This is a genomic window from Streptomyces sp. CA-181903, from assembly GCF_050937075.1.
Classification (GTDB): domain Bacteria; phylum Actinomycetota; class Actinomycetes; order Streptomycetales; family Streptomycetaceae; genus Streptomyces.
Map to the genome: position 1 here is coordinate 334,963 of NZ_JBNJLY010000001.1, position 19,833 is coordinate 354,795.

Sequence of the window (19,833 nt, forward strand, 5' to 3'; positions counted from 1 at the left end):
CGGCGTTCCGAGGAGAGGAGAAGCGGAATGACCAGTGCCGTACAGCCGGCTCTCTGGCGGCGGGTGGGGGTGGTGGCGGCCCTGATGGTCGCCGCGTTCACCTTCAACACGGTGGAGAATCTGCCGATCGGCTTGCTCAGGCTCCTCTCGGACGACCTGGGCGTCTCGCTCGGGGCCGTCGGGATCCTGGTCACCGGCTACGGCGTGGCGGTGGCCGTCGTTTCCCTCCCGCTGGCCCACGTCACGCGGTCCGTCCCCCGCCGTCACCTGCTCACCGCGCTGCTCGCGGCGCTGGCGGTGGCGAACGCGACGGCCGCGGCCGTCTCCTCGTACGGACCGATGTTCGCCGCGCGCGTGGTGACGGCGCTCGCCCAGGCGCTGTTCTGGGCGGTGATGGGACCGGTGGCCGTCGGCCTGTTCCCCGAGCGGGTGCGGGGCCGGGTGCTCGGCGTGCTGTCCGTGGCCGGGTCGCTCGCCATGGTGCTGGGCGTCCCGGCCGGAACCTGGCTGGGCCGGCACTACGGCCGCGAGGCGCCGTTCGCCGTCCTGGCGGGCGCGGCGGCGGTCTCCATGGTCCTGATCGCCGCCCTGCTGCCCGCCACCCGGCCCGAGGAAGGGCACGGCTCGCGCGGCACGCGCCCGGACCGGCGCCGCTTCGCGGTCGTCCTGGCGACCACGGCCCTGTCCGTGACGGGGGCCTTCGCCGGATACACCTACGTGGTCGAGTTCCTGGGCCAGGTCGGCGGCTTCTCCGACGACTCCGTCAGCGCCCTGCTCACCGTGCCGGGCGTGGCGGGCGTCGTCGGGGTCTCCGTCGCCGGCCCGCTGCTGGACCGCCACCCGCGCGCCACGCTGGCCGTCCCGGTCGGCACGCAGGCGGCCGGGATGCTGGGGCTGTACGCGTTCGGCGACCGGCAGGCGGCGGCCGTGGCCTTCCTGGCGCTCCTCGGCGCCTCGCTGGGGCCGGTGTTCATGGCGACGCAGGCGCGGGTCCTGGAGTCCGCCCCCGGCCGCACGGAGGTCGCCCTGGCCGCGAACTCCGCCGCGTTCAACGCGGGGGTGGCCGTCGGGGCCCTCCTCGGCGGCGCGCTGCTGCCCGCGGCGGGCGTGCGCGGCACGTTCCTCGTGGGCGGCCTGCTGACCCTGGCGGCGCTGACGGCCCTGCTGGGCGAGCGGCTGCTCCCGGCCGCCGCGCCGCGCGGTCCGGCGATCCCGTCCTGAACGGCGGGGCGTCGAACGTCCCCGTGAACACCCCCACAACGGAAAACGGGATGTCCTCACCGCCTCCGGCGAGCCAGACTGGCGGCATGCACGACGACAGAACGGTGCGGGTCTCCAGGTACCTGTCGAAGCACCTGCGCCACGACCCCGGGCGCATCGGCATCCGGCTCGACGCGGCCGGCTGGGTGCGGATCGACGAGCTCCTGGCCGCTGCGGCCGCCCACGGCTTCCCGTTCACCCGCGAGGAGCTGGACCACGTCGTGGCCGTCAACGACAAGCGGCGGTTCGCCGTGGACGGGGAGCGGATCCGGGCCCGGCAGGGTCACTCGGTGCCGGTGGACCTGGCCCTGCCGCCCGCCGAGCCGCCGCCGTACCTGTACCACGGCACCGTGGCGCGCTTCCTGCCCGCGATCCGCGCGGAGGGCCTGCGTCCGATGGACCGCCATCACGTGCACCTCTCACCGGACCGCGAGACCGCCACCCGGGTGGGCGCCCGACGCGGCAGCCCCCTCGTCCTCGCCGTCGACACCGGCGCCATGCACGCCGCCGGGCACGTCTTCCACGTCACCGACAACGGCGTGTGGCTGACGGACGCGGTCCCCGCCCGCTATCTGCGCGTCCGGTCCGGCGGCGGGACGGACGGCGGGCAGGCGGGGAAGGGCACGACCGGACGAACGTGAGACCGGCCCAGCGCTCGGGCGGACGCCACGCCCCTCCCCTTCCCCTATGGCGACCGCACGGTCACGGATGCCACGAACGAGGCGTTCGCGCCGTGCGGTTGCCCCCGTTCCCGGGCTCGGCCGCGCACGATCCCCCGATGTGGCAGGACGGGCCCGCAGGCCGTCGCGGTCGGAGCCGTGCCCGGCCCGCAGAAAAAACACGAGCGCGGGCGGGCCCGACGGGTCCAGGATGAACTTCCGGCGCCCGGCACGGGGGTGCGGGCGCCGCCGGGGACCCGACGGCCCGGCCGGGGAGGCGCACGTTCCCCGGCCGGCCGGCGGACGGGCGCGCTCGCGGCACCTCGGCTCCGCCGCCTCGCGCCGGCGTCGCGCCCGGCGGCAGGTACCGCGGCGCCCACCCGCGCGCCCCTTCCGAGCAACCCGCGGCCGTCGGCAGGCGTCACGCTCACCCCGTCCGCGACCGGCCACCGGTCACGCCGACGGGCGTCCGGCCTCCTCAACGTCTCGCAAAGGACGGCGCACGGGCCGCCAAGCGTCCCCCTTTCGATCCTCCGCCGGCGGTGACGGGCGGCGACCCGACGGCATCCACGCCACGGACCGATCCCGCAGGTGGCGAGCGGGCCCGGTCCTCGCCGGGCGCGGCCGGCGGGGGTGGCGGGTCCGCCGTGCTGATTGGGGAGCGCGGGGGCCGCTCCGCTAGCCTGAGCGGCACGATGAAGCGTTTTTCCACGTCATGGGGCACGTTCGACCTCACCCGCTTTCCGGAGGACCCGCGCGACCGGCTGCTCGCCTGGGACGCCGCCGACGAATACCTGCTGCGGCACCTCGCGGGCGGGGACGACGGCCCGGTGGACCTGTCGGGCGACCTGGTCGTCGTCGGCGACCGCTGGGGCGCGCTGGTCACGGCTCTCGCCGCGCACCGCCCCACGCAGATCACGGACTCCTTCCTGACCCAGCAGGCGACCCGGGCCAACCTGGCCCGCAGCGGCGTCCCCGCGGAGTCGGTGCGGCTGCTGTCCACACGGGACGCCCCGCCGGAGCGGATCGACGTCCTGCTCGTCCGGGTGCCCAAGAGCCTGGCCCTGCTGGAGGACCAGCTGCGCCGGCTGGCACCCGCCGTGCACGCGGGGACCACGGTCGTCGGTACGGGCAAGGTCACCGAGATCCACACGTCGACGCTGAAACTGTTCGAGGACGTCCTCGGCCCGACGCGGACGTCGCTGGCGGCCAAGAAGGCCCGGCTGATCTTCTGCTCGCCGGACCCGGAGCTCGTGCGGCGGCCCAGCCCCTGGCCGATCGAGCACACGCTGGGCCCGGACGCCGGGCCGGCCGCCGGGCTGACCGTGGTCAACCACGCGGGCGTGTTCTGCGCGGACCGCCTCGACATCGGCACCCGCTTCTTCCTCAACCACCTCCCTCGACGGCGGGGCGGCGGGCGCGTGGTGGACCTCGGCTGCGGCAACGGCGTGCTGGGCACGGCCGCCGCGATGGCCGACCCGGACGCCGAGGTGCTGTTCACGGACGAGTCGCACCAGGCCGTCGCCTCCGCGCGGGCCACCTTCGAGGCGAACGCCGGGACGGCGCGGCCGGCCGAGTTCGTCGTGGGCGACGCGCTGACCGCGGTGGCCCCCGGCTCGGTGGACCTGGTGCTCAACAACCCGCCGTTCCACTCGCATCAGGCGACCACCGACACCACGGCCTGGCGCATGTTCACCGGCGCGCGCCGGGCGCTGCGTCCGGGCGGGGAACTGTGGGTCGTCGGCAACCGGCACCTCGGGTACCACGTCAAGCTGCGCAGGATCTTCGGCAACTGCGACGTCGTCGCGAGCGATCCGAAGTTCGTGGTGCTGCGGGCCGCGAAGCGGTAGCGCCTGGCGGCGCGGTCGGGGTGGACGTGTCGGGCGCCGACTGGCCGGCGCGCCATCGGTGTTCGGTCTCGGCCCAGCCGTCGGCCGGCCCTCCGGGGGTGCGCCCCTCCCCGCCCTTTCACCGTTTCCTGCGGGAGCGCCCGCCACCCCCGTGCAAGCGGCTGCGCCGCTTGTCCTCAAACGCCGGACGGGCTGAAGCCGACGCTCACCCACCACGGCGGCCGCTGGTCCGGCCCCGGCCGTCGGCTACCCCTCCGGGAGTGCGCCCCCGCCCTCGCAGGCGACTGCGCCGCTCGTCCTCAAACCCCGGACGGGCTGAAGAGGGTCAGCTCGGCAGCGCTACCGCCTCCACCCTCGGCAGGATCAGCGCCCCGGCGACGATCATCAGGGCCCCGGCGGCCTCCGGGATCAGCCACCAGCCGGTGCGGATGTGCTCCTCGTACACCATGAGTCCCAGCGTGAGGCTGACGAGCGCGTCCCCGAGGGTGAGGGCGGGCTGGGAGGCGATCAGCGGTCCCGACTCCATGGCGTTCGAGAGCAGGAACAGGGAGGCCGCCCCCGCGGCGGCGAAGGCGTACGTCTGCCAGCAGGTGAGGAAGGCGCCCGCGCCGTGCCGGGCGAAGGTCGTGGCGGCGTCCTTCATCAGCGCGGCGGTCAGCGCGTAGCCGACGGCCGCCGCCGCGCCGAAGAGGGCGGCTCGCGCCTTGCCCCGGGGGCGCGGCAGAGCGGCCGCGACGCAGGCCGCCATCGCCCCCGCGGCGGCGATCAGGGCGGCCAGCCAGCGGGCGGTGCCGACGTGGACGTGTTCCCCGCGCGGCGCGGCGGCGGCCAGGGCCAGCCCCAGCCCGGCGGCGACCAGCAGGATCGCCGCCCAGCCGTACGCCGGCAGCCGGCGGCGGAAGACGGTGCCGGCGATCAGCAGGGCGAACGGGAGCTCGCTGACGAAGATGGGCTGCACCAGCGAGAGGGAGCCGAGGGAGAGCGCGAGCGCCTGGAAGACGGCGGCGCACAGGACGGCGGCGATCCCGCCGAACCAGGCGGGGTGCCGCAGCAGGTCGCGGACCAGGCGGAGGCTGAAGGCGTCGGCCTTCGGGACGGTCCGCGCCGCCATCCGCTGGAGCACCACGGCGGTGGCGTTGCTGACGGCGGCCAGTACGGCGAACAGCAGCGTGAGGACGTCTGCCACGTATCGCTCCCCTCCTGTCCGGGCGGCGGGCGGTCGCTTGCGCCACGGTGGCAGAGCGCGCCGCCCCACCGGCCCCGCGGCGCCACCCGGGGGCCCGGTCATCACACGATCAGTCCATCCGACGCCTGCCCCGGGACGACCGGTTGCGCGCTCGCGCCCGGCGCGGCCCCGCGCGGACGGCGGCTGGTGAGCGGCGTGGGTGGCGTGGGTGGCGTCCCTGCCTTCTCCGGCCGGAACCTCCCCGGCGCACTTCGTAGGTCGCATTCCGCATCCGCGCGCGGGCGGGCACGCCTTGTGCGCGCCGGGTGGTGGCCGTGAAGGTGGGATGACCCGGCGTGAGCGCGCGGCGAGCGAGCCGCTTCGAGCCGGTCCGCTCCCCCACCGTGTCGTAGGGCCGTCGGCCTCCCCGTCCACGACGGGCAGAGGCACCCCCACCCGACCGAGACCACGCGACCACGCGACTCCACCCGGCCGCCCCGCCGTCTCCCCGCCTCCCCCTCCCGAAGGGGACAGCAGGCATCACGAGCCACAGCCCCGAGCCCCGGCCCGGCCACGACGTACAGAGCCGAAAACCGCACGCGATGTTCCGGCACGTCTTCAACGAACGTACGAACACCGGAGGTTGCCGTGGCCGATCCCCAGGGCGTGTCCAAGGCCCATGACGTCGCAGTCGTCGGCTGCGGGCTGATGGGCAGCGCCCTCGTGCGGGCCCTCGCCGCCGGCGGGCACTCCGTGGCCGCCTGGAACCGCACCCCCGAACGGGCCGAGGCGCTCGCCTCCGATCACGTCACGCCCGTGCGCTCCGTCGACGACGCGGTGGCCGGCACACGGCTCGTCATCACCTGCGTCCTGAACCACCGGAGCACCCTCGAAGCGCTCCGCCCCGTCCGCTCCTGGGAGGGCGTCACCCTGGCCGATGTCGGCACCACCATGCCGGACGAGGCCCGCGCGATGGAGCGGTGGGCCGCCGACCGGGGCGCCCGGTACCTCGACGGGGCCATCCTGTGCTTCCCCCGGGACATCGGTTCCCCGGAGGCGACGGTCCTCTACGCCGGATCGCCGGCGGCCTGGTCGGAGCACCGGAAGCCGCTGATGGCCTTGGGGGGAGCGTCGCGGTTCCTGTCCGACCGCGTCGTCTCGGCCGGCCTGGTCGACGTCGCCCTCGCCGGCGGCTGGTTCATCGCCTCGCTCGGCGCCTACGTCGAGGCGGCCACCTACATGCTGGAGCGGGGAGTGCCCGCCCGGGTGCTGTACGAGCAGGCCGAAGGAGCTTTGCGCGTGCTGCGCGACGCGGTGCGGGACGCGACCGGCGAGATCGAGCGGGGCGACTTCCGGACGGAGCAGGCGACGCTGGAGATCTACGCCCGCGGAGGCCGCGCCGCTCTCGGCGTCATGCGTGCCGACGGGCACCGGGCGCGGCTGCTGGGAGCCGCCGTCGAGAACCTGACCGAGGCCGAGGCCCACGGCCTGGGCCGGCTCGCCTTCTCCGCCCAGACCAAGGTCGCCCGGGGCACGCGCCCGGCCTGAGAGACACCGTCGGCCTTGCCGGCAGGCGCTCGCGCGGATACCGCCCGGCCCCACCCTCCCCCTCGTCCCGAGGAGACGTCGTGACCCCCACGGAACTGGAACGGCTCCTGACCCGCGTCGTACACGGGGAGAAGGCCCCGCCCGACAAGACCATCGGCCTCTCCGGAGAGGCGCTGGACCGGAGCTTCGAGGACCTGGACGTCGACTCGCTCGCCAGGGCCGAGCTGATCACCATCGTCAGCGACGACTACGGCATCGAGATCAGCGACGCCCAGGCGTCCGCCCTCACCACCGCCCGCTCCGTGCTGGATTTCGTCAACACCCGCCTCGACGCCCGCGCCGCTCGGGGCGACCGGTGAGAGCCGCGGCCGTACGCCCCTGCCGCGTGGCCGCCATCGGCGCCTACCGCCCCGTGCGGGAGGACGCGGGACGGGTGGCCGAACGGCTCGGCGCGACGCGGGACTGGGTCCTCTCCCGCACCGGGGTGGAGACCCGGTGCGTGGCGGGGCCGGACGAATCCGTGGTCGACATGGCCGGTCTCGCCGCCCGCGAGGCGCTGGCGGCGGCCGCGGTGCCGGCGGACGCGGTGGACGCGGTGCTCGTCGCGACGTCCACCAACCCGCAGCCCTGCCCGGCCGTCGCCCCCCAGGTCGCCGCGGGGCTCGGGCTGCGCGTCGCCGCCTTCGACATCAACATCGCCTGCGCCGGCTTCTGCCACGCCCTGCACGTCGCCCGGTCCCTGATCGGGGCCGGCGGCTGCGCGACGGTGCTCGTCGTCGGAGCGGACCGCATGCTCGACCTCGTCGACCCCGTCGACAGGGCCACCGCGCCCGTCTTCGCCGACGGCGCGGGCGCGGTCCTGGTCACCGCCACGGACGGGCCGCCCGGAGTGGGCCCGGTGGTGTGGGGGTCGGACGGCGCGCGGGCCTCCGCGCTGGAGGTACGGCCCCCGCTCTTCGCGGCCCTCGGCCCGCTCTCCCCCACCCCGGCGCTCCGCATGGACGGCCTGGCCGTCACCCGCTGGGCCTGCTCCACCGTGCCGGCCGTCGTACGGGACATCATGTCGGCGACCGGGATCGGCTGGGACGACGTCGCCGCGCTGGTCCCCCACCAGGCGAACGGGAGGCTGATCCGGCGCATCGCCACCCGCCTGGACGTGCCGGACGGGGTCGTGGTGGCCGACGACGTGCGGTTCACCGGCAACACCAGCTCCGCGTCCGTACCCCTGGCCCTGCACGGCCTCCTCGCCGACGGGCGGATCCGCGGCGGCCGGTGGGCCGTCCTGGTCGGCTTCGGCTCGGGTCTCGCCTACGCCGGACAAGCCGTCCGCATCCCCGAACCCCCGTGATTCCCCCGCGCCTTGAGCCCCCCATCCCCTCCGACGGCCCGCGGCAGAGGAGGCAGACCATGCCGATCACTCCACTCGACGACGCCCGCCGGCACCTGCCGGTCCCGCCGGGGCCCCGTATCCCCCCGCCGGTGCAGACGGTCGTCTTCACCTGGTGGCGCCACCTGTGGGCCCCCGGCTGCGCGCGAAGTACGGCGACCTGGTGTCCCTGAGAGTCTTCCCGTGGGGCCGGGTGATCCTCGTCAGCGATCCCGGCCACATCGCGGCCGTGTTCGCCTCGCCGCACGGCAGGTTCCACGCCGGCGAGGGCAACCGCATCCTGGCGCCGGTGTTCGGGAGGCACTCGCTGATCACCTCCGACGGCGACGAACACCGGCGGCTGCGCCGGCTGATGGCGCCCATGTTCGGCGGGGCCGCCGTGCGCGGCTACCGGGAAACCGTGCGCGCGATGACCGAACACGAGCTGCGGGGCTGGCCGGAACGGGTCCCGTTCCGGACGATGGAACGGGTGCGCGGGCTGAGCTTCGACATCATCTGGCGGATCCTCCTCGGCCCCGACGGCGGACGCCGCCACGACCGGCTGCGCACCTCGCTGCGCCGGCTCCCCATGACCGACGTCGCGGTGCTCATGGGGCTCAACCACCCGTGCGCACGCCGCCTGTGGCCCTGGCGGAACACCGTCCGGCTCCTGCGTGAGATCGACGCGCTGCTCTACCGGACCATCCGCGAGCGACGGGCCGCACCGGATCTGCGCGACCGCGTCGACATCCTGTCCCGGCTGATCACCGCGGGCGACGCCGGGGACCGGCTGAGCGACACCGAGATCCGGGACCAGATCGTCACCCTGCTGTTCGCCGGGCACGAGACCACCGCCACCACCCTCGCCTGGGCGCTGCACGAGTTGGCCCGCGCGCCCGAGGCGGCGCGGAACGCCGCACGGGCCGCCCGCTCCGGTGACACCGGCTACCTGGAGGCGGTGGTGAAGGAGACGCTGCGGCGCCGCCCGCCGGTCTTCGAGGCCACCTGGACGCTCACCGAGGACGTCGAGCTGGACGGGTACCGGCTGCCCAGGGGGGCGACGCTCATGCCGCTCCTCGGCATCGTGCACATGGACCCGGCGAACTACCCGGCGCCCGGCGACTTCCGGCCGGAACGCTTCCTCGGCGACGCCGTCCCCCCGCACGCGTTCATCCCCTTCGGCGGCGGCGCGCGACGCTGCATCGGCGCCCAGCTGTCCATGATCGAGTCGGTCGAGGTGCTGCGGGTGCTGCTGTCGCGGCGCGGCGTCACCACCGACCGTCCCGCGCCGGAAGCGGCCGTCTTCAAGCACGTGACCCTCTCGCCCGCGGGAGGCGCCCGCGTCCTCATGACACCGGCGCCGGGCACCATTGATCACACACCTGCGGAAGGGAGTTGACGTGCGGCTCCGCGCGGTCGCGGCCGCCTTTCCCTCACGCGAGATCACCAACGCCGACGTCCTGGAGCTGGTCGGCACCCACAGCGCCGGCCACTTCCGCGGCGACCTCGACCACGCGCTGCACCGGATCGACGGGTTCCTGCGCCGTACGGGATCGGACACCCGCTACTGGCTGGACACCGGCGAACGCCCCGTCGACCTGCTCCGCGACGCGGCGAACACCGCGCTGGCGCAAGCCGGCATCGCCCCCGAACGGATCGACCTGCTGATCTACACCGGCATCGGCCGCGGCTTCCTCGAACCCGGGGGCGCCTACCACGCGGCCGCCGCCATCGGGCTGTCCCACGCGCACTGCTTCGACGTCCTCGACGCGTGCATGAGCTGGACGAGGGCCGTGCAGATCGCCGACGCCCTGTTCCGCACCGGGCCGTTCCGCACCGCGATGATCGTCAACGCCGAGTTCAACATGCGGCCCGGCGGCCCGGTCGTCCCGCACCTGTTCCGCCTGGAACACATGGAGGCCCTGAAGTCGACCCTGCCCGCCTACACGCTCGGCGAGGCGGCCACGGCCACCATCCTCACCGCGGAGGACGGCGCGCCCTGGACGTTCCGCTTCCGCACCCGCCCCGACCTCGCCCCGCTGTGCAACGTCCCCCTCGCCGGTTACGAGGGGTACTGCGACCCCTCCGACAAGCTCGCCGCCAACGGCGTCGGCGTGTTCGCCTCGTTCTGCTTCGAGATGCACGGGCCCGGCGAGCGGGAGGCCCGGGCCGTCTTCGCCCAGCTCGCCCCGCCCGTCGCCGAGGTCGCCGTCCTGTTCACCCACGCCTCCAGCCGACGCGACTGGCAGGACCTGGCCGACGGCGTCGGGCTCGGCGGCGTCGTCCACCACGTCTACGACCGGATCGGCAACGTGGTGTCCGCCTCCGTCCCCGCCGCCATCGCCTCCGCCGTCGCCGCCGGCCGGCTCCGGCCGGGCCGGCGGGCCGTCGGGTGGGTGGGCAGCGCCGGGATGTCCTTCGGCGCCTTCACCTTCGTCCTCTGAACGCCGATCCGCTGGACGCCGACCCCCTGAACCCCGACCCCTGAACACCGGTCCCCAGAACCCCGGCCCTCCTGAACGCCGGTCCCTCGAACCCCGATTCCCTGAACGCCGCTCAGAACGCCGAGTGCCAGCCGGCCCATACGCCGAGTGGGAGCCAGCCCATGATCCGCCACCTCGCCAGAGCCGTCTTCCGGGCCGCGTTCGGGTCGGCACGCTACGCCCTCGCCCGCGCGCGCCGGCCGGATCCCGCCACCCGCGACCGGTGCCGCGCCGAAGCCGTCCTGGACTTCCTGCTCCGGATGGGCCCCGTCTACGTCAAGCTCGGCCAGATCGCCGCCACCCGCTCGGACCTCCTGTCGCCGGACTGGGTGGACACCCTGCGGGCCCTCCAGGACCGGACCCCGCACATGACACCCGAGCGCACCCGCCGCGCGGTCGAACGGGAACTCGGCGGACCGCTGGAGGACACCTTCCGCTCCTTCGCCCTCAAGCCGGTCGCCAGCGCCTCCGTCGCCCAGGTCCACGCGGCCACGCTCCACGACGGCCGCCGAGTCGCCGTCAAGCTGGTCAAGGACGGGGTCCCCCGGCAGATCGAGGAAAGCCTCCGTTCGCTGCGCACCCTGCTGCGCCTGGTGCACCGCGCCGTGCCGCGGGTGCGGAGGCTCGACCTGCCCCGGCGCTTCGACGAGATCGCCCGGCTGCTCGCGCCGCAGGCCGACATGGCCCAGGAAGCCGGCCGGCAGCAGCGCGTCCGCGCCGACTTCGCCGGCCACCCCTACGTACGCGTCCCCGCCGTGCTGGCCGGGCTGGTCACCCCGCGCATGCTCGTCATGGAATACGTGGACGGGATCCCCTGCCGGCACGCCGAGGCCGTCGGCCTGCCCCGCGCGCGCCTGGCCCGGCGGCTCCAGGACACCGTCTACACGATGCTGTACCTGCACGGGCTCAGCCATGGCGACCCCCACCCGGGCAACATCATGTTCACTCCCGCCGGTGAGCTGGTCCTCCTCGACTTCGGCGTCACCGTGGAGCTCGGCGAGGACGAGAAGTGGGGCCTGTCGTCGTTCTACTACGCCTGTTCCCGCAGGGAATGGGACGTGGCGATCGACCGCTTCACCCGCCACTTCGTCCTCTGCGGTCCCGAACTCGACGCGCGCCGGGCCGAGTACGAGGAGCGGATGACGGAAGTGCTGCGCCACCACTTCGACATCAGCTCCAACCGGTGGTCGACCATCGCCTACTTCCACGACGTCAACACCCTGCTGCACCGGTTCGGCGCCCGGTACACCACCACCTTCACCAAGGTCGAGCTGGTGTTCCTCTCCGGCGAGGGGGCCGCCACCCAGCTCGACCCCGGCATCGACATCTGGGCGAACGCCCGCGGGTTCACCGACCGTTACTCGCCCTACATGAGCGAGGAGGTGGAGCGGCGCTTCACGCGGACGTTCGCCGCGCGGATGCCCGCCTCCCTGGCGGCGCGGGACCGGGCGGACGCCACGCTGGTGGCACCGACCCACATCGACCGGTACTTCTTCCCCAGCCTCTTCCCGGTCTTCGTCAAGGAAGCCTTCGGCGGCCGCGTACGCGATCTCGACGGCAACGAGTACCTGGACCTGTGCGGCGGGTACGGGCCGCACCTGCTCGGTTACGCCCATCCCGCGATCACGGCGGCAATCGCCGACGTCCTCGGCCGGGGCTGGGTCAACGGCATCGGCAACCCGTACGAGATCGCGCTCGCCGAGCAGCTCGTGGCCGCCTTCCCGGCGGCCGAGAAGGCGCTGCTGTGCAATTCGGGCAGCGAGGCGGTCCTCTTCGCCGTCCGGATGTGCCGCGGCCGGCGGCGCCGCGGGATGGTCGCCAAGTTCGAGGGCCATTACCACGGCTTCTCCGACCAGGGCATGGTGAGTTCCTGGTTCCGTTTCTCCGGCGACCGGGACCGGCCCGCCCCCATCGCGGGGACCCTCGGCTGCGACCCCGGCGCGGTCGGCGGCACGCTCGTCCTCCAGTACGGCTCCGTCGAGGGCCTGGACCGGCTGCGGGAGCACGCCCGGGACCTGGCCTGCGTCATCGTCGAACCGATGCCGACGTCGGTGGTCGCCCTCGACGTGCCGTTCCTCACCGCGCTGCGCGCCGTGTGCGCCGAACTCGGCGTCCCCCTCGTCTTCGACGAGGTCGTCAGCGGCTTCCGCGTCGCCTACGGGGGCGTCCAGGTCATGACCGGCGTCGCCCCCGACCTCACCTGCCTCGGCAAGGTCATCGGCGGCGGCCTGCCCTGCGGCGCCGTCGTCGGCCGCTCCGACCTCGTCCGGATGGCCAAGAGCTCCCGGGACCCGTTCTACGACTACGAGCACAAGGTCTTCGCCGGAGGCACCCTGAGCGGCAACTCCCTGTCCTGCGCGGCCGGCCTGGCCGCCCTCCGCCACCTCGAAGCCGACCGGCGCCTCTACGACCGCCTGGAGGACAACACCCGGCGGCTCGCGGACCTGCTGCGCCAGGCCGCGGGGAAACGCGGGATCCCCTGCCGCGTCGGCGCCCGCAACTCGATCTTCTCGCTGACCTTCAGCCACCGCGAGGCCGGCCTGTACCGGGACCGCATGACGGGCAGCAACTTCAAGGCCACCATCGCGCTCGCCTATTACATGCGGAAGCACGGCGTCTACCTGCCGGAACTGCACAGCTTCCTCATCAGCGCCGCGCACACCCCCGACGACATGGACGAGATCGCGCACGCCTTCGAGGCGAGCCTCGACGAGATGCTCGCCGACCGGCTCTTCGTGACGTGACCGGCCGCGCCCCCGGCGGGGACGCGGCCGGACACCGGTCCGGGCCGGTCACGCCCGCGCGGCCGCCTCCCGGGCGGGCTCAGCCTCGCCGGAGCCGGAGTCGGAGCCGGACTCGGAGCCGGACTCGGACTCGGAGGCCGCCCGCGTCGGGGCCTGCGGCGGGGCGGGGCGGACGAGGGCCAGGGTGAGCAGACCGCCCAGGACCGCGGCGGCGGCGGACCAGAGGAAGACGGACTGGAGACCATCGGCGAAGGCGCGGTGGACCAGTTCCTCGGCCGCGGACCGGTGCTCCTCCGGCGCGGCGGCGACCAGGCGCCGGGCCTGGCCGCCGGCGAGGGCGGATGCGGCGCCGTGCGCGTCCGGGACGGCGCCGGAGAGGTCGGCGCGGGCGGCGTGGGTGAACACGGCGCCGAGGATGGCGATGGCGAGGCTGGTGCCGAGCTGGCGGAAGGTGTTGACCGCGCCGGCGGCCATGCCCATGCGCTGCGGCGGCACGCTGCCGGTCGCGGCCGACACCAGCACCGGCGTGGCGAGGCCGACGCCGACGCCCGCGACGGCCAGCCCGAGCACCAGGGCCGAGCGGCCGGCGTCGGCGGACATCGCGGTGTACAGCAGGTACATGCCGAGGGCGACGAGCAGCAGGCCGACGCCGATGGGCAGCCGCGGCGCGATCCGCTGGGTGTACCGGCCGGCGAGCGCGGCCACCAGGAAGGAGGCCACGGCCATCGGCGTCAGGGCGAGGCCGCTCTCCACCGGGCCGAGGCCCAGCACGGACTGCAGCCAGATGGAGACGAGGACGAGGCCGCCGAACGCGCCGCCCTGGAACAGCAGCGCGCCGCCCATCAGGCCGGCGAACGACGGCCGGCGGAGCAGGGCCAGGTCGAGCATGGGCACCCCGCCCCGGCGCCCGGCACGGGTCTCGGCGAGAACGAACCCGACGAGGGCGGCGGCGGTGACGGCGAACGAGGTGAGGACGGTGGCCGAGGTCCAGCCGGACTCGGCGCTGCGGATCAGCCCGTAGGTGAGGGCCGCCGCGGCGAGGGTGAAGGTGACGGCGCCGGGGATGTCCACCCGGGTGCGGCGTGCGCCGGCGGCGCGCGGCCGGTCGGCGCGGACGACGCGGAGGGTGAGCAGCACGGCCGCCGCGGCGATCGGCAGGTTGACCAGGAAGATCGCCTCCCAGCCGATGTGCTCGGTGAGCAGTCCGCCGAGGATGGGGCCGGCCGCGGCGGCGGCGCCGTTGACCGCGCCCCAGATGCCGAAGGCCGTACCGCGGTCCCGGCCCTGGTAGGTGGCGCCGAGCAGGGCGGCCGAGGTGGCGAACATCGCGGCGCCGCCGGCGCCCTGCACCGCGCGGGCGGCCACCAGGACGCCCGCGTTCGGGGCGAGCCCGCAGCCCAGGGAGGCCAGGGCGAAGAGGGTCAGGCCCGCCACGTAGAGCCGGCGGTGGCCGAACAGGTCGGCCAGCGAGCCGGCGACCAGCAGCAGCGCGGCCAGGGAGAGGGCGTAGGCGTCGACCACCCACTGGAGGGACGAGAAGGTGGCGTGGAGGTCGTCCCCCATGTCCGGCAGGGCGACGTTCACGATGGTGACGTCCACCAGCAGGATGAAGGCGCCCAGGCTCACCGCCACCAAGGGCCACCATTTACGCATGTGATTACTCCGTTCGTTCGGGCCGCGGAACGGTCGCCGCGTCGCCCGCGTCGAAACCTTCCGCCGGACCGGCCCCTTCCCCACAGCCAGGACGGCCCCAGGCGCGAAATCCGACAGGAGATAGCCTGGAACGGTGAATCTCGACACCCCGGCCGACGCCCCGCCCGGCCCCCCGCTCGGCACCGCGCCCGACGCCTCCCGTGCCGTGCCGCTGCCGCTCGACGCGTCCGACCAGGCCCTGGCCCACGCCCTGCAGGTCGACGGCCGGGCACCGTTCCGCAGGATCGCCGAGGTGCTCGGCGTCTCCGACCAGACGGTCGCCCGCCGCTACGGGCGGCTGCGGTCGGCCGGTGTCCTGCGGGTCCTGGGCCTGACCGAGCCGCTGCGCATGGGGCAGGCGCCGTGGATCGTCCGGATCCGCTGCGCGCCGAGCGCGTCCGCGCAGATCGCCACGGCGCTGGCCCGCCGCAGGGACACGACCTGGATCAACCTGACGGCCGGCGGCACCGAGATCACCTGTCTCGTCCGGCCGGAACGGCCCGGGGAGGACGCCCTGCTGCTGGAGAAGCTGCCGGGCACGCCCCGGGTGGTGGACGTCGCGGCCCATTCGCTGCTGCACGTCTTCTTCGGCCTCGACCGCAGCCTGGTGACCAAGTCGGGCCCGCTGTCGGCGGAGCAGGTGGCCGCGCTCACCCCCCGGGACGGGCCGGACGTCCCGCCGTCCGACCCGTCGCCGCCCTTCCCGGTGGACGCGGGGGACCACCGGATGTTCGACGTGCTGGCACGGGACGGCCGGGCCTCCGTCGGGGAGCTGGCGGCGGCCACCGGGTGGTCGCAGACGACGGTACGGCGCCGGATGTCGGAGCTGCGGGCGGCCGGGCTGCTCTATTACGACGTCGACTACCACCCCCGGGTGATCCAGCGGAACTTCCGCTCCCTGCTGTGGCTGAACGTCGAGCCGTCCCGGATCGAGGAGGTCGGCAGGGCGCTCGCCGCCCACCCGGAGGTGCCGTTCGCGGCGGCGACCACGGGCGACTCCAATGTGCACGCCAGCGTCACCACGCCGGACGTCACGGCGTTCTACCGCTACCTCACCGGCCCGGTGGCGGCGCTGCCCGGCATTCTCGGCACCGGCACCACGCCCATCCACCGCACGATCAAGGGGGCGGGGCCGGTGTGGGTGCCGGAGTGGGGACAGCGGTGATCCGGAGGGCGTCTCCCGAAGACACCGCGACATGCGTGGTCCGGACCAATCGAAACATCGATTTCCGGTCCTCTCCCCTCTTGTGCCTCAGAGGAAAGTGACGGGGGAAAATGCCGAAACCCTCCCGCCGCCTCGCTCCTTTCGCATACCTTCCGTCGCAACGGACACGCCACCGGTAATCGCCCGAGGGCGGGAGAGGATTGTGTGACCGTGCCGTGCACCCGCCCGACTCCACCGAATCCATCATGAGGCGCGCCTTGAGGCAGTTCGCCGGAAGGAGGCAGTCGATGACCGCCGCACCACCCGAAGTGCTCGCGGAGTTACAGGAGTTACGGGTCAGGGTTCCGTATCTGACCGGTGCGATGGTGGCGAGCACGGACGGCCTGGTGATCGCCCACCTGCTCGCCAACGCGGAACCCGACGGGGTGGCCGCGCTGACCGCCGCGGCGCTGGGCGTGGGAGCCCGGCTGACGGACGCCGTGGGCCACGGCGGCTTCCGCGAGCTGCTGGTCAACGGCGAGTTCGGCTACGTGGCCACCTACGCGGCGGGCACCGCCAGCGTCCTGACGCTGCTGGCCACCGCCGACGCGAACGTCGGCCGGCTCAACATCGAGGCCCGCCGGGCCTGCCCCCGCCTCGGCGCCCTGATCGACGGTGCCCTGCAGCGGCAGCGGCAGCCGTAGCGGCGCGTCCCGACGACCCGCGGCGCAGGCGCCCGAGAAGCGCCCCCGCATCCCTTACCGACACCGAAAGCGGAACTCTCATGGCCAACACCGAAATGGCACTCAAGGACGCGATGAACTCCATCGAGGGGGCCATCGGCGTCGCACTCGTCGACTACGGCAGCGGCATGGCGCTCGGCACCCTGGGCGGCAACCAGTCGATCGACCTCAATGTGGCCGCGGCGGCCAACACCGACGTCGTCCGGGCCAAACTGCGCGCCATGGAGATGCTGAACCTCCAAGACCGCATCGAGGACATCCTCATCACCCTCGGCACCCAGTACCACCTGATACGGCTGCTCACCGGGCGCGGGGGCAACGGCCTCTTCCTCTACCTCGTGCTGGACGCCAAGCGGGCCAATCTGGCGATGGCCCGCCACCAGCTCAAGCGCATAGAGAGCGACCTGGAGGTCTGAGCGGCCGGCGGTCAGCGGAGGCCCGCGGGCTGCCGCTCGGCGGACGCACGCTCGTCGAGGAAGGCCGCGAGCTTCGCGGCGAAGCCCTCGGGGTCCTCCGCGGGCGCGCCGTGCCCGGCGTCGATCTCCGCGTACCGGCTGTCCGCGATGCCGGACAGCAGCGCCTGCTGCTGGCCCGCGTCGATGATCCGGTCGTGCGCGCTGGCCAGTACCAGGGTGGGCGCGGTGATGCGGCCCAGCAGCGGGCCCAGGTCGACCGTCAGATCGACCTCGGTCTGCCGGTCGGCGCCGGAGGCGATCGCCCCGGAGAGCGCGCCGACCAGGGCCTCGTAGGAGGTCTCGTCGGTGTGCTCCCAGTACCGCGGGCCGAAGGCCATCAGCGGCAGCATCCGGACGAACAGGTCCGTGCCGTGCAGGGCGTCGGCGCGCAGCAGGGCGAGCCAGTAGCGGAACTCCGCGGCCATTCGGGAGTCCGTGCGCACCCACGCGGCGTGCAGCGCCAGCGAGCGGACGCGGCCGGGGTGCGTCGCGGCGAGGTGCGCGGCCACGACGGCGCCGAGCGAGTGGCCGGCCAGGTGGAAGGTGTCGAGCCCGGCGTCGTCGGCGGCGGCGAGGACCTCGTCGGCGAGGTCGGTGACGGTCAGGGGGCTGCCGTGGTCGGTGGTGGCGCCGGACCCGGAGAGGTCGGGCGCCACGACCGTGAAGCGGTCGGCGACGGCCCCGGTCAGGGGCTGCCACTGTTCCTTGGTCGCGCCCGTGCCGTGGACGAGGACCAGCCCGGGACCGGACCCGGTGCGGTCGTAGGCGACGGTGGCTTCGCCGTGGGAGAGGGTGGCGGTGGTGGTGGGCATGGATGTCCGTTTCTCGTGTGAAGCGTGAAGCGTGAAGCGTGCAGGGGATGGGGCGGCGGCCCGTTACGCGGGGACGCCGTCCCGGATGCCGGCGAGCAGGCCCCGCAGCGCCTCGTTGAAGGCGGCGGGCCGCTCCTGGTGCGCCATGTGGCCGGCGCCGGCGATGACGCGGACCTCGGCGCCGGGGGTCAGCCCGGCGCACTCCCGGGAGACCGCGACGGGGATGTGGCTGAGCTCGCCGTGGATGTAGTGGACCGGCACGCGCAGTTCCGGCAGCGCCGGGCGCGGGTCGTAGGCGAGGGCCCGGTCGAACTGCCCGTCGATGAAGACGCCCGAGTCCAGGATCTGGCGGATCGTCCAGTCGGCCAGCACCGGCGAGGCGTCCGGCCCGAACCAGCCGGGGACCCAGCCGGCCACGGTGCCCGCCCGGTCCTCGCGCAGGCCGTGGAGGAGGTCCGTGGGCAACGGCTCGAGCGTCGGCCAGTGGGCGGATCCGTCCACCGAGACCGCCCCGGCGACCAGTCCGGGGTGCCGCAGGGCCAGTTCGAGGGCGAAGACGGCGCCGATGGACGAGCCGACGACCACGGGCCGGTCCAGCCCCAGGGTGCCGATCAGTTCGACGGTGTCGCGGACCACGCCGTCGATGTCGTTGCCCGCGGCGGGCCGGTCCGACCGGCCGCAGCCGCGCCAGTCGACGGTGACGACGCGGTGGTCCGGGACGAACGCGGGGAGCTGGGCGCCCCACACCCGTCCGCTGGTGCCCCAGCCGTGCAGGAACAGCAGGGCCGGTCCGGTGCCCTCGTCCTCGTAGTACAGCGTGGTGCCGTTGACGTTCGCGTACGGCATGGCGGGCTCCTCCCGGGCGGTCGGACCGGCTCTGCCGCCGGTCCGTCGATGTCCCCACTCCATCGCGAGACCCGCCCGCGACCAAGGCGCGAAGTGCGCCTACACTCATCACGAATCGAGATCGGTGCAGGTGGGGGCGGGCGGGCATGGAGATCAGACAGCTGGAGTACTTCCTGGCGGTGGCGGAGGAACTGCACTTCGGGCGGGCCGCCGAGCGGCTGCACATCGTGCAGTCGGCCGTGAGCCAGCAGGTGCGCCGGCTGGAACGGGAGCTGGGGATGCCGCTGTTCGACCGGACGACGCGGGCCGTCGGACTGACCGAGGCCGGACGCCGCCTGCTGCCGCACGCCCGCGAGGTGCTGGCCGCGCGGGAGCGGGCCCGGGCGGCCGTCGACGAACTGCGCACCGAGCGCGCGGCCACCCTGCGGCTCGGCACCAGCGCGGGACTGGGAGCCCGGCTGGAGGCGATCCTCGACGGCTTCGCCCGGCTCGCCCCCTCGGCCCAGCTCGAACTGATCACCGCCGCCACGGACGACCGGCTGCGGCGCGTCCGCTCCGGCGAGCTGGACGCGACCCTGCTGCGCGGCGACCGGCCGGTCCCCGGGCTGGAGTTGCTGCCGCTGTGGGAGGACGACGTCATGGTCGCGCTGCCCGCCCGGCACGACCTGGCGGTGCGCGACACGATCGACATGGCCGAGCTGGCCGGGCTCCCGCTGCGGCTGTCGGGCCGCGAGCGCAACCCCGCGCTGTACGACCTGATCCTGCGCTCGTGCGAGGAGGCGGGCTTCGTCCCCGACTTCGGCCCGGAGTTCACCACCGCCCAGGACACCCTGGCGTCCATCGGATACGGAAAACCGTCCTGGACGGTCTTCTACGCGCCGCACGCCGACCAACTGCCGGTGCCCGGTGTGGTCTTCCGGCGGCTGCGCGCCCCCGCGCCGGTCATGCGGGCGTACCTGGCGGTGCGCCCCGACCCGCCGCGGGCGGAGCTGCGGGCGCTGATCGAGGCGTGCCACGGCGCCGCGGCCTGAGCCCGCCCCGGGCGGAAGTGCCGGTCCGGTTAATT

18 protein-coding genes are annotated in these 19,833 nt (G+C 74.4%); 14 read left to right on the top strand and 4 right to left on the bottom strand.

Going from position 1 to position 19,833, the window contains the following annotated elements; all coding sequences use genetic code 11:
- Positions 1-27 precede the first annotated feature (27 nt).
- From ACQEVS_RS01435 to ACQEVS_RS01445, 3 genes are all read left to right on the top strand, one after another.
- Positions 28-1,221, top strand: a complete 1,194-nt coding sequence (locus tag ACQEVS_RS01435) for an MFS transporter (protein ID WP_433013991.1) — start codon at positions 28-30, stop codon at positions 1,219-1,221.
- A gap of 86 nt (positions 1,222-1,307) precedes the next feature.
- Entirely contained in the window at positions 1,308-1,901 is a 594-nt protein-coding gene (locus tag ACQEVS_RS01440) for an RNA 2'-phosphotransferase (RefSeq protein WP_433013994.1), read from the top strand.
- A gap of 713 nt (positions 1,902-2,614) precedes the next feature.
- Positions 2,615-3,769 (top strand): methyltransferase, encoded by a 1,155-nt coding sequence (locus tag ACQEVS_RS01445; protein ID WP_433013997.1) that lies wholly within the window; start codon positions 2,615-2,617, stop codon positions 3,767-3,769.
- A 325-nt stretch (positions 3,770-4,094) separates the two neighbouring features.
- Here the strand turns inward: ACQEVS_RS01445 and ACQEVS_RS01450 are convergent, their stop codons facing one another.
- Complete coding sequence (locus tag ACQEVS_RS01450; RefSeq protein WP_433014000.1) at positions 4,095-4,955, bottom strand: DMT family transporter; 861 nt, start codon at positions 4,953-4,955, stop codon at positions 4,095-4,097.
- 627 nt (positions 4,956-5,582) lie between these two features.
- Between ACQEVS_RS01450 and ACQEVS_RS01455 the strand changes: the two genes are divergently transcribed.
- The 7 genes from ACQEVS_RS01455 to ACQEVS_RS01485 all read left to right on the top strand — a co-directional run bounded on the left by ACQEVS_RS01455 (position 5,583) and on the right by ACQEVS_RS01485 (position 13,075).
- Positions 5,583-6,482 carry an NAD(P)-dependent oxidoreductase gene (locus ACQEVS_RS01455; protein WP_433014003.1) on the top strand — a complete coding sequence of 300 codons (900 nt, stop codon included), beginning with the start codon at positions 5,583-5,585 and terminating at the stop codon, positions 6,480-6,482.
- Between the two features lie 80 nt (positions 6,483-6,562).
- A complete protein-coding gene (locus tag ACQEVS_RS01460) occupies positions 6,563-6,841 on the top strand; it encodes a phosphopantetheine-binding protein (protein WP_433014006.1) in 279 nt (92 codons plus the stop codon).
- A gap of 26 nt (positions 6,842-6,867) precedes the next feature.
- Positions 6,868-7,830 carry a beta-ketoacyl-ACP synthase 3 gene (locus ACQEVS_RS01465; RefSeq protein ID WP_433014009.1) on the top strand — a complete coding sequence of 321 codons (963 nt, stop codon included), beginning with the start codon at positions 6,868-6,870 and terminating at the stop codon, positions 7,828-7,830.
- Positions 7,831-7,889: 59 nt separating this feature from the next.
- Entirely contained in the window at positions 7,890-8,042 is a 153-nt protein-coding gene (locus tag ACQEVS_RS01470) for a hypothetical protein (protein ID WP_433014012.1), read from the top strand.
- Positions 8,033-9,247 carry a cytochrome P450 gene (locus ACQEVS_RS01475; protein WP_433014015.1) on the top strand — a complete coding sequence of 405 codons (1,215 nt, stop codon included), beginning with the start codon at positions 8,033-8,035 and terminating at the stop codon, positions 9,245-9,247. Before ACQEVS_RS01470 ends, ACQEVS_RS01475 begins: the two co-directional genes overlap by 10 nt.
- A 1-nt stretch (position 9,248) precedes the next feature.
- On the top strand, positions 9,249-10,292 hold the full coding sequence (locus tag ACQEVS_RS01480) for a 3-oxoacyl-[acyl-carrier-protein] synthase III C-terminal domain-containing protein (RefSeq protein ID WP_433014018.1): 1,044 nt from the start codon (positions 9,249-9,251) through the stop codon (positions 10,290-10,292).
- A 161-nt stretch (positions 10,293-10,453) separates the two neighbouring features.
- The gene (locus tag ACQEVS_RS01485) at positions 10,454-13,075 is read left to right on the top strand and encodes an aminotransferase class III-fold pyridoxal phosphate-dependent enzyme (RefSeq protein WP_433014021.1); all 2,622 of its coding nucleotides are present in this window, start codon (positions 10,454-10,456) and stop codon (positions 13,073-13,075) included.
- A gap of 48 nt (positions 13,076-13,123) precedes the next feature.
- Here the strand turns inward: ACQEVS_RS01485 and ACQEVS_RS01490 are convergent, their stop codons facing one another.
- On the bottom strand, positions 13,124-14,728 hold the full coding sequence (locus ACQEVS_RS01490; protein ID WP_433014024.1) for an MFS transporter: 1,605 nt from the start codon (positions 14,726-14,728) through the stop codon (positions 13,124-13,126).
- Positions 14,729-14,933: 205 nt separating this feature from the next.
- Between ACQEVS_RS01490 and ACQEVS_RS01495 the strand changes: the two genes are divergently transcribed.
- From ACQEVS_RS01495 to ACQEVS_RS01505, 3 genes are all read left to right on the top strand, one after another.
- A complete protein-coding gene (locus tag ACQEVS_RS01495) occupies positions 14,934-15,932 on the top strand; it encodes an Lrp/AsnC family transcriptional regulator (protein WP_433027165.1) in 999 nt (332 codons plus the stop codon).
- 287 nt (positions 15,933-16,219) lie between these two features.
- Positions 16,220-16,615: a roadblock/LC7 domain-containing protein gene (locus ACQEVS_RS01500; RefSeq protein ID WP_051072525.1), complete on the top strand. Its 396-nt coding sequence runs from the start codon at positions 16,220-16,222 to the stop codon at positions 16,613-16,615.
- Between the two features lie 80 nt (positions 16,616-16,695).
- Positions 16,696-17,070: a hypothetical protein gene (locus ACQEVS_RS01505; protein ID WP_398265732.1), complete on the top strand. Its 375-nt coding sequence runs from the start codon at positions 16,696-16,698 to the stop codon at positions 17,068-17,070.
- Between the two features lie 11 nt (positions 17,071-17,081).
- On the opposite strand, the gene ACQEVS_RS01510 is transcribed toward ACQEVS_RS01505, so the two are convergent.
- Both ACQEVS_RS01510 and ACQEVS_RS01515 read right to left on the bottom strand, forming a co-directional pair.
- Positions 17,082-17,921, bottom strand: coding sequence for an alpha/beta fold hydrolase (locus ACQEVS_RS01510; RefSeq protein WP_433014028.1), 840 nt, complete (start codon positions 17,919-17,921; stop codon positions 17,082-17,084).
- Between the two features lie 63 nt (positions 17,922-17,984).
- Entirely contained in the window at positions 17,985-18,767 is a 783-nt protein-coding gene (locus ACQEVS_RS01515; protein WP_433014031.1) for an alpha/beta fold hydrolase, read from the bottom strand.
- A 146-nt stretch (positions 18,768-18,913) separates the two neighbouring features.
- Here ACQEVS_RS01515 and ACQEVS_RS01520 point away from each other — a divergent pair, with 146 nt between their 5' ends.
- Positions 18,914-19,798 (top strand): LysR family transcriptional regulator, encoded by an 885-nt coding sequence (locus tag ACQEVS_RS01520; RefSeq protein ID WP_433014034.1) that lies wholly within the window; start codon positions 18,914-18,916, stop codon positions 19,796-19,798.
- Positions 19,799-19,833: the final 35 nt, after the last annotated feature.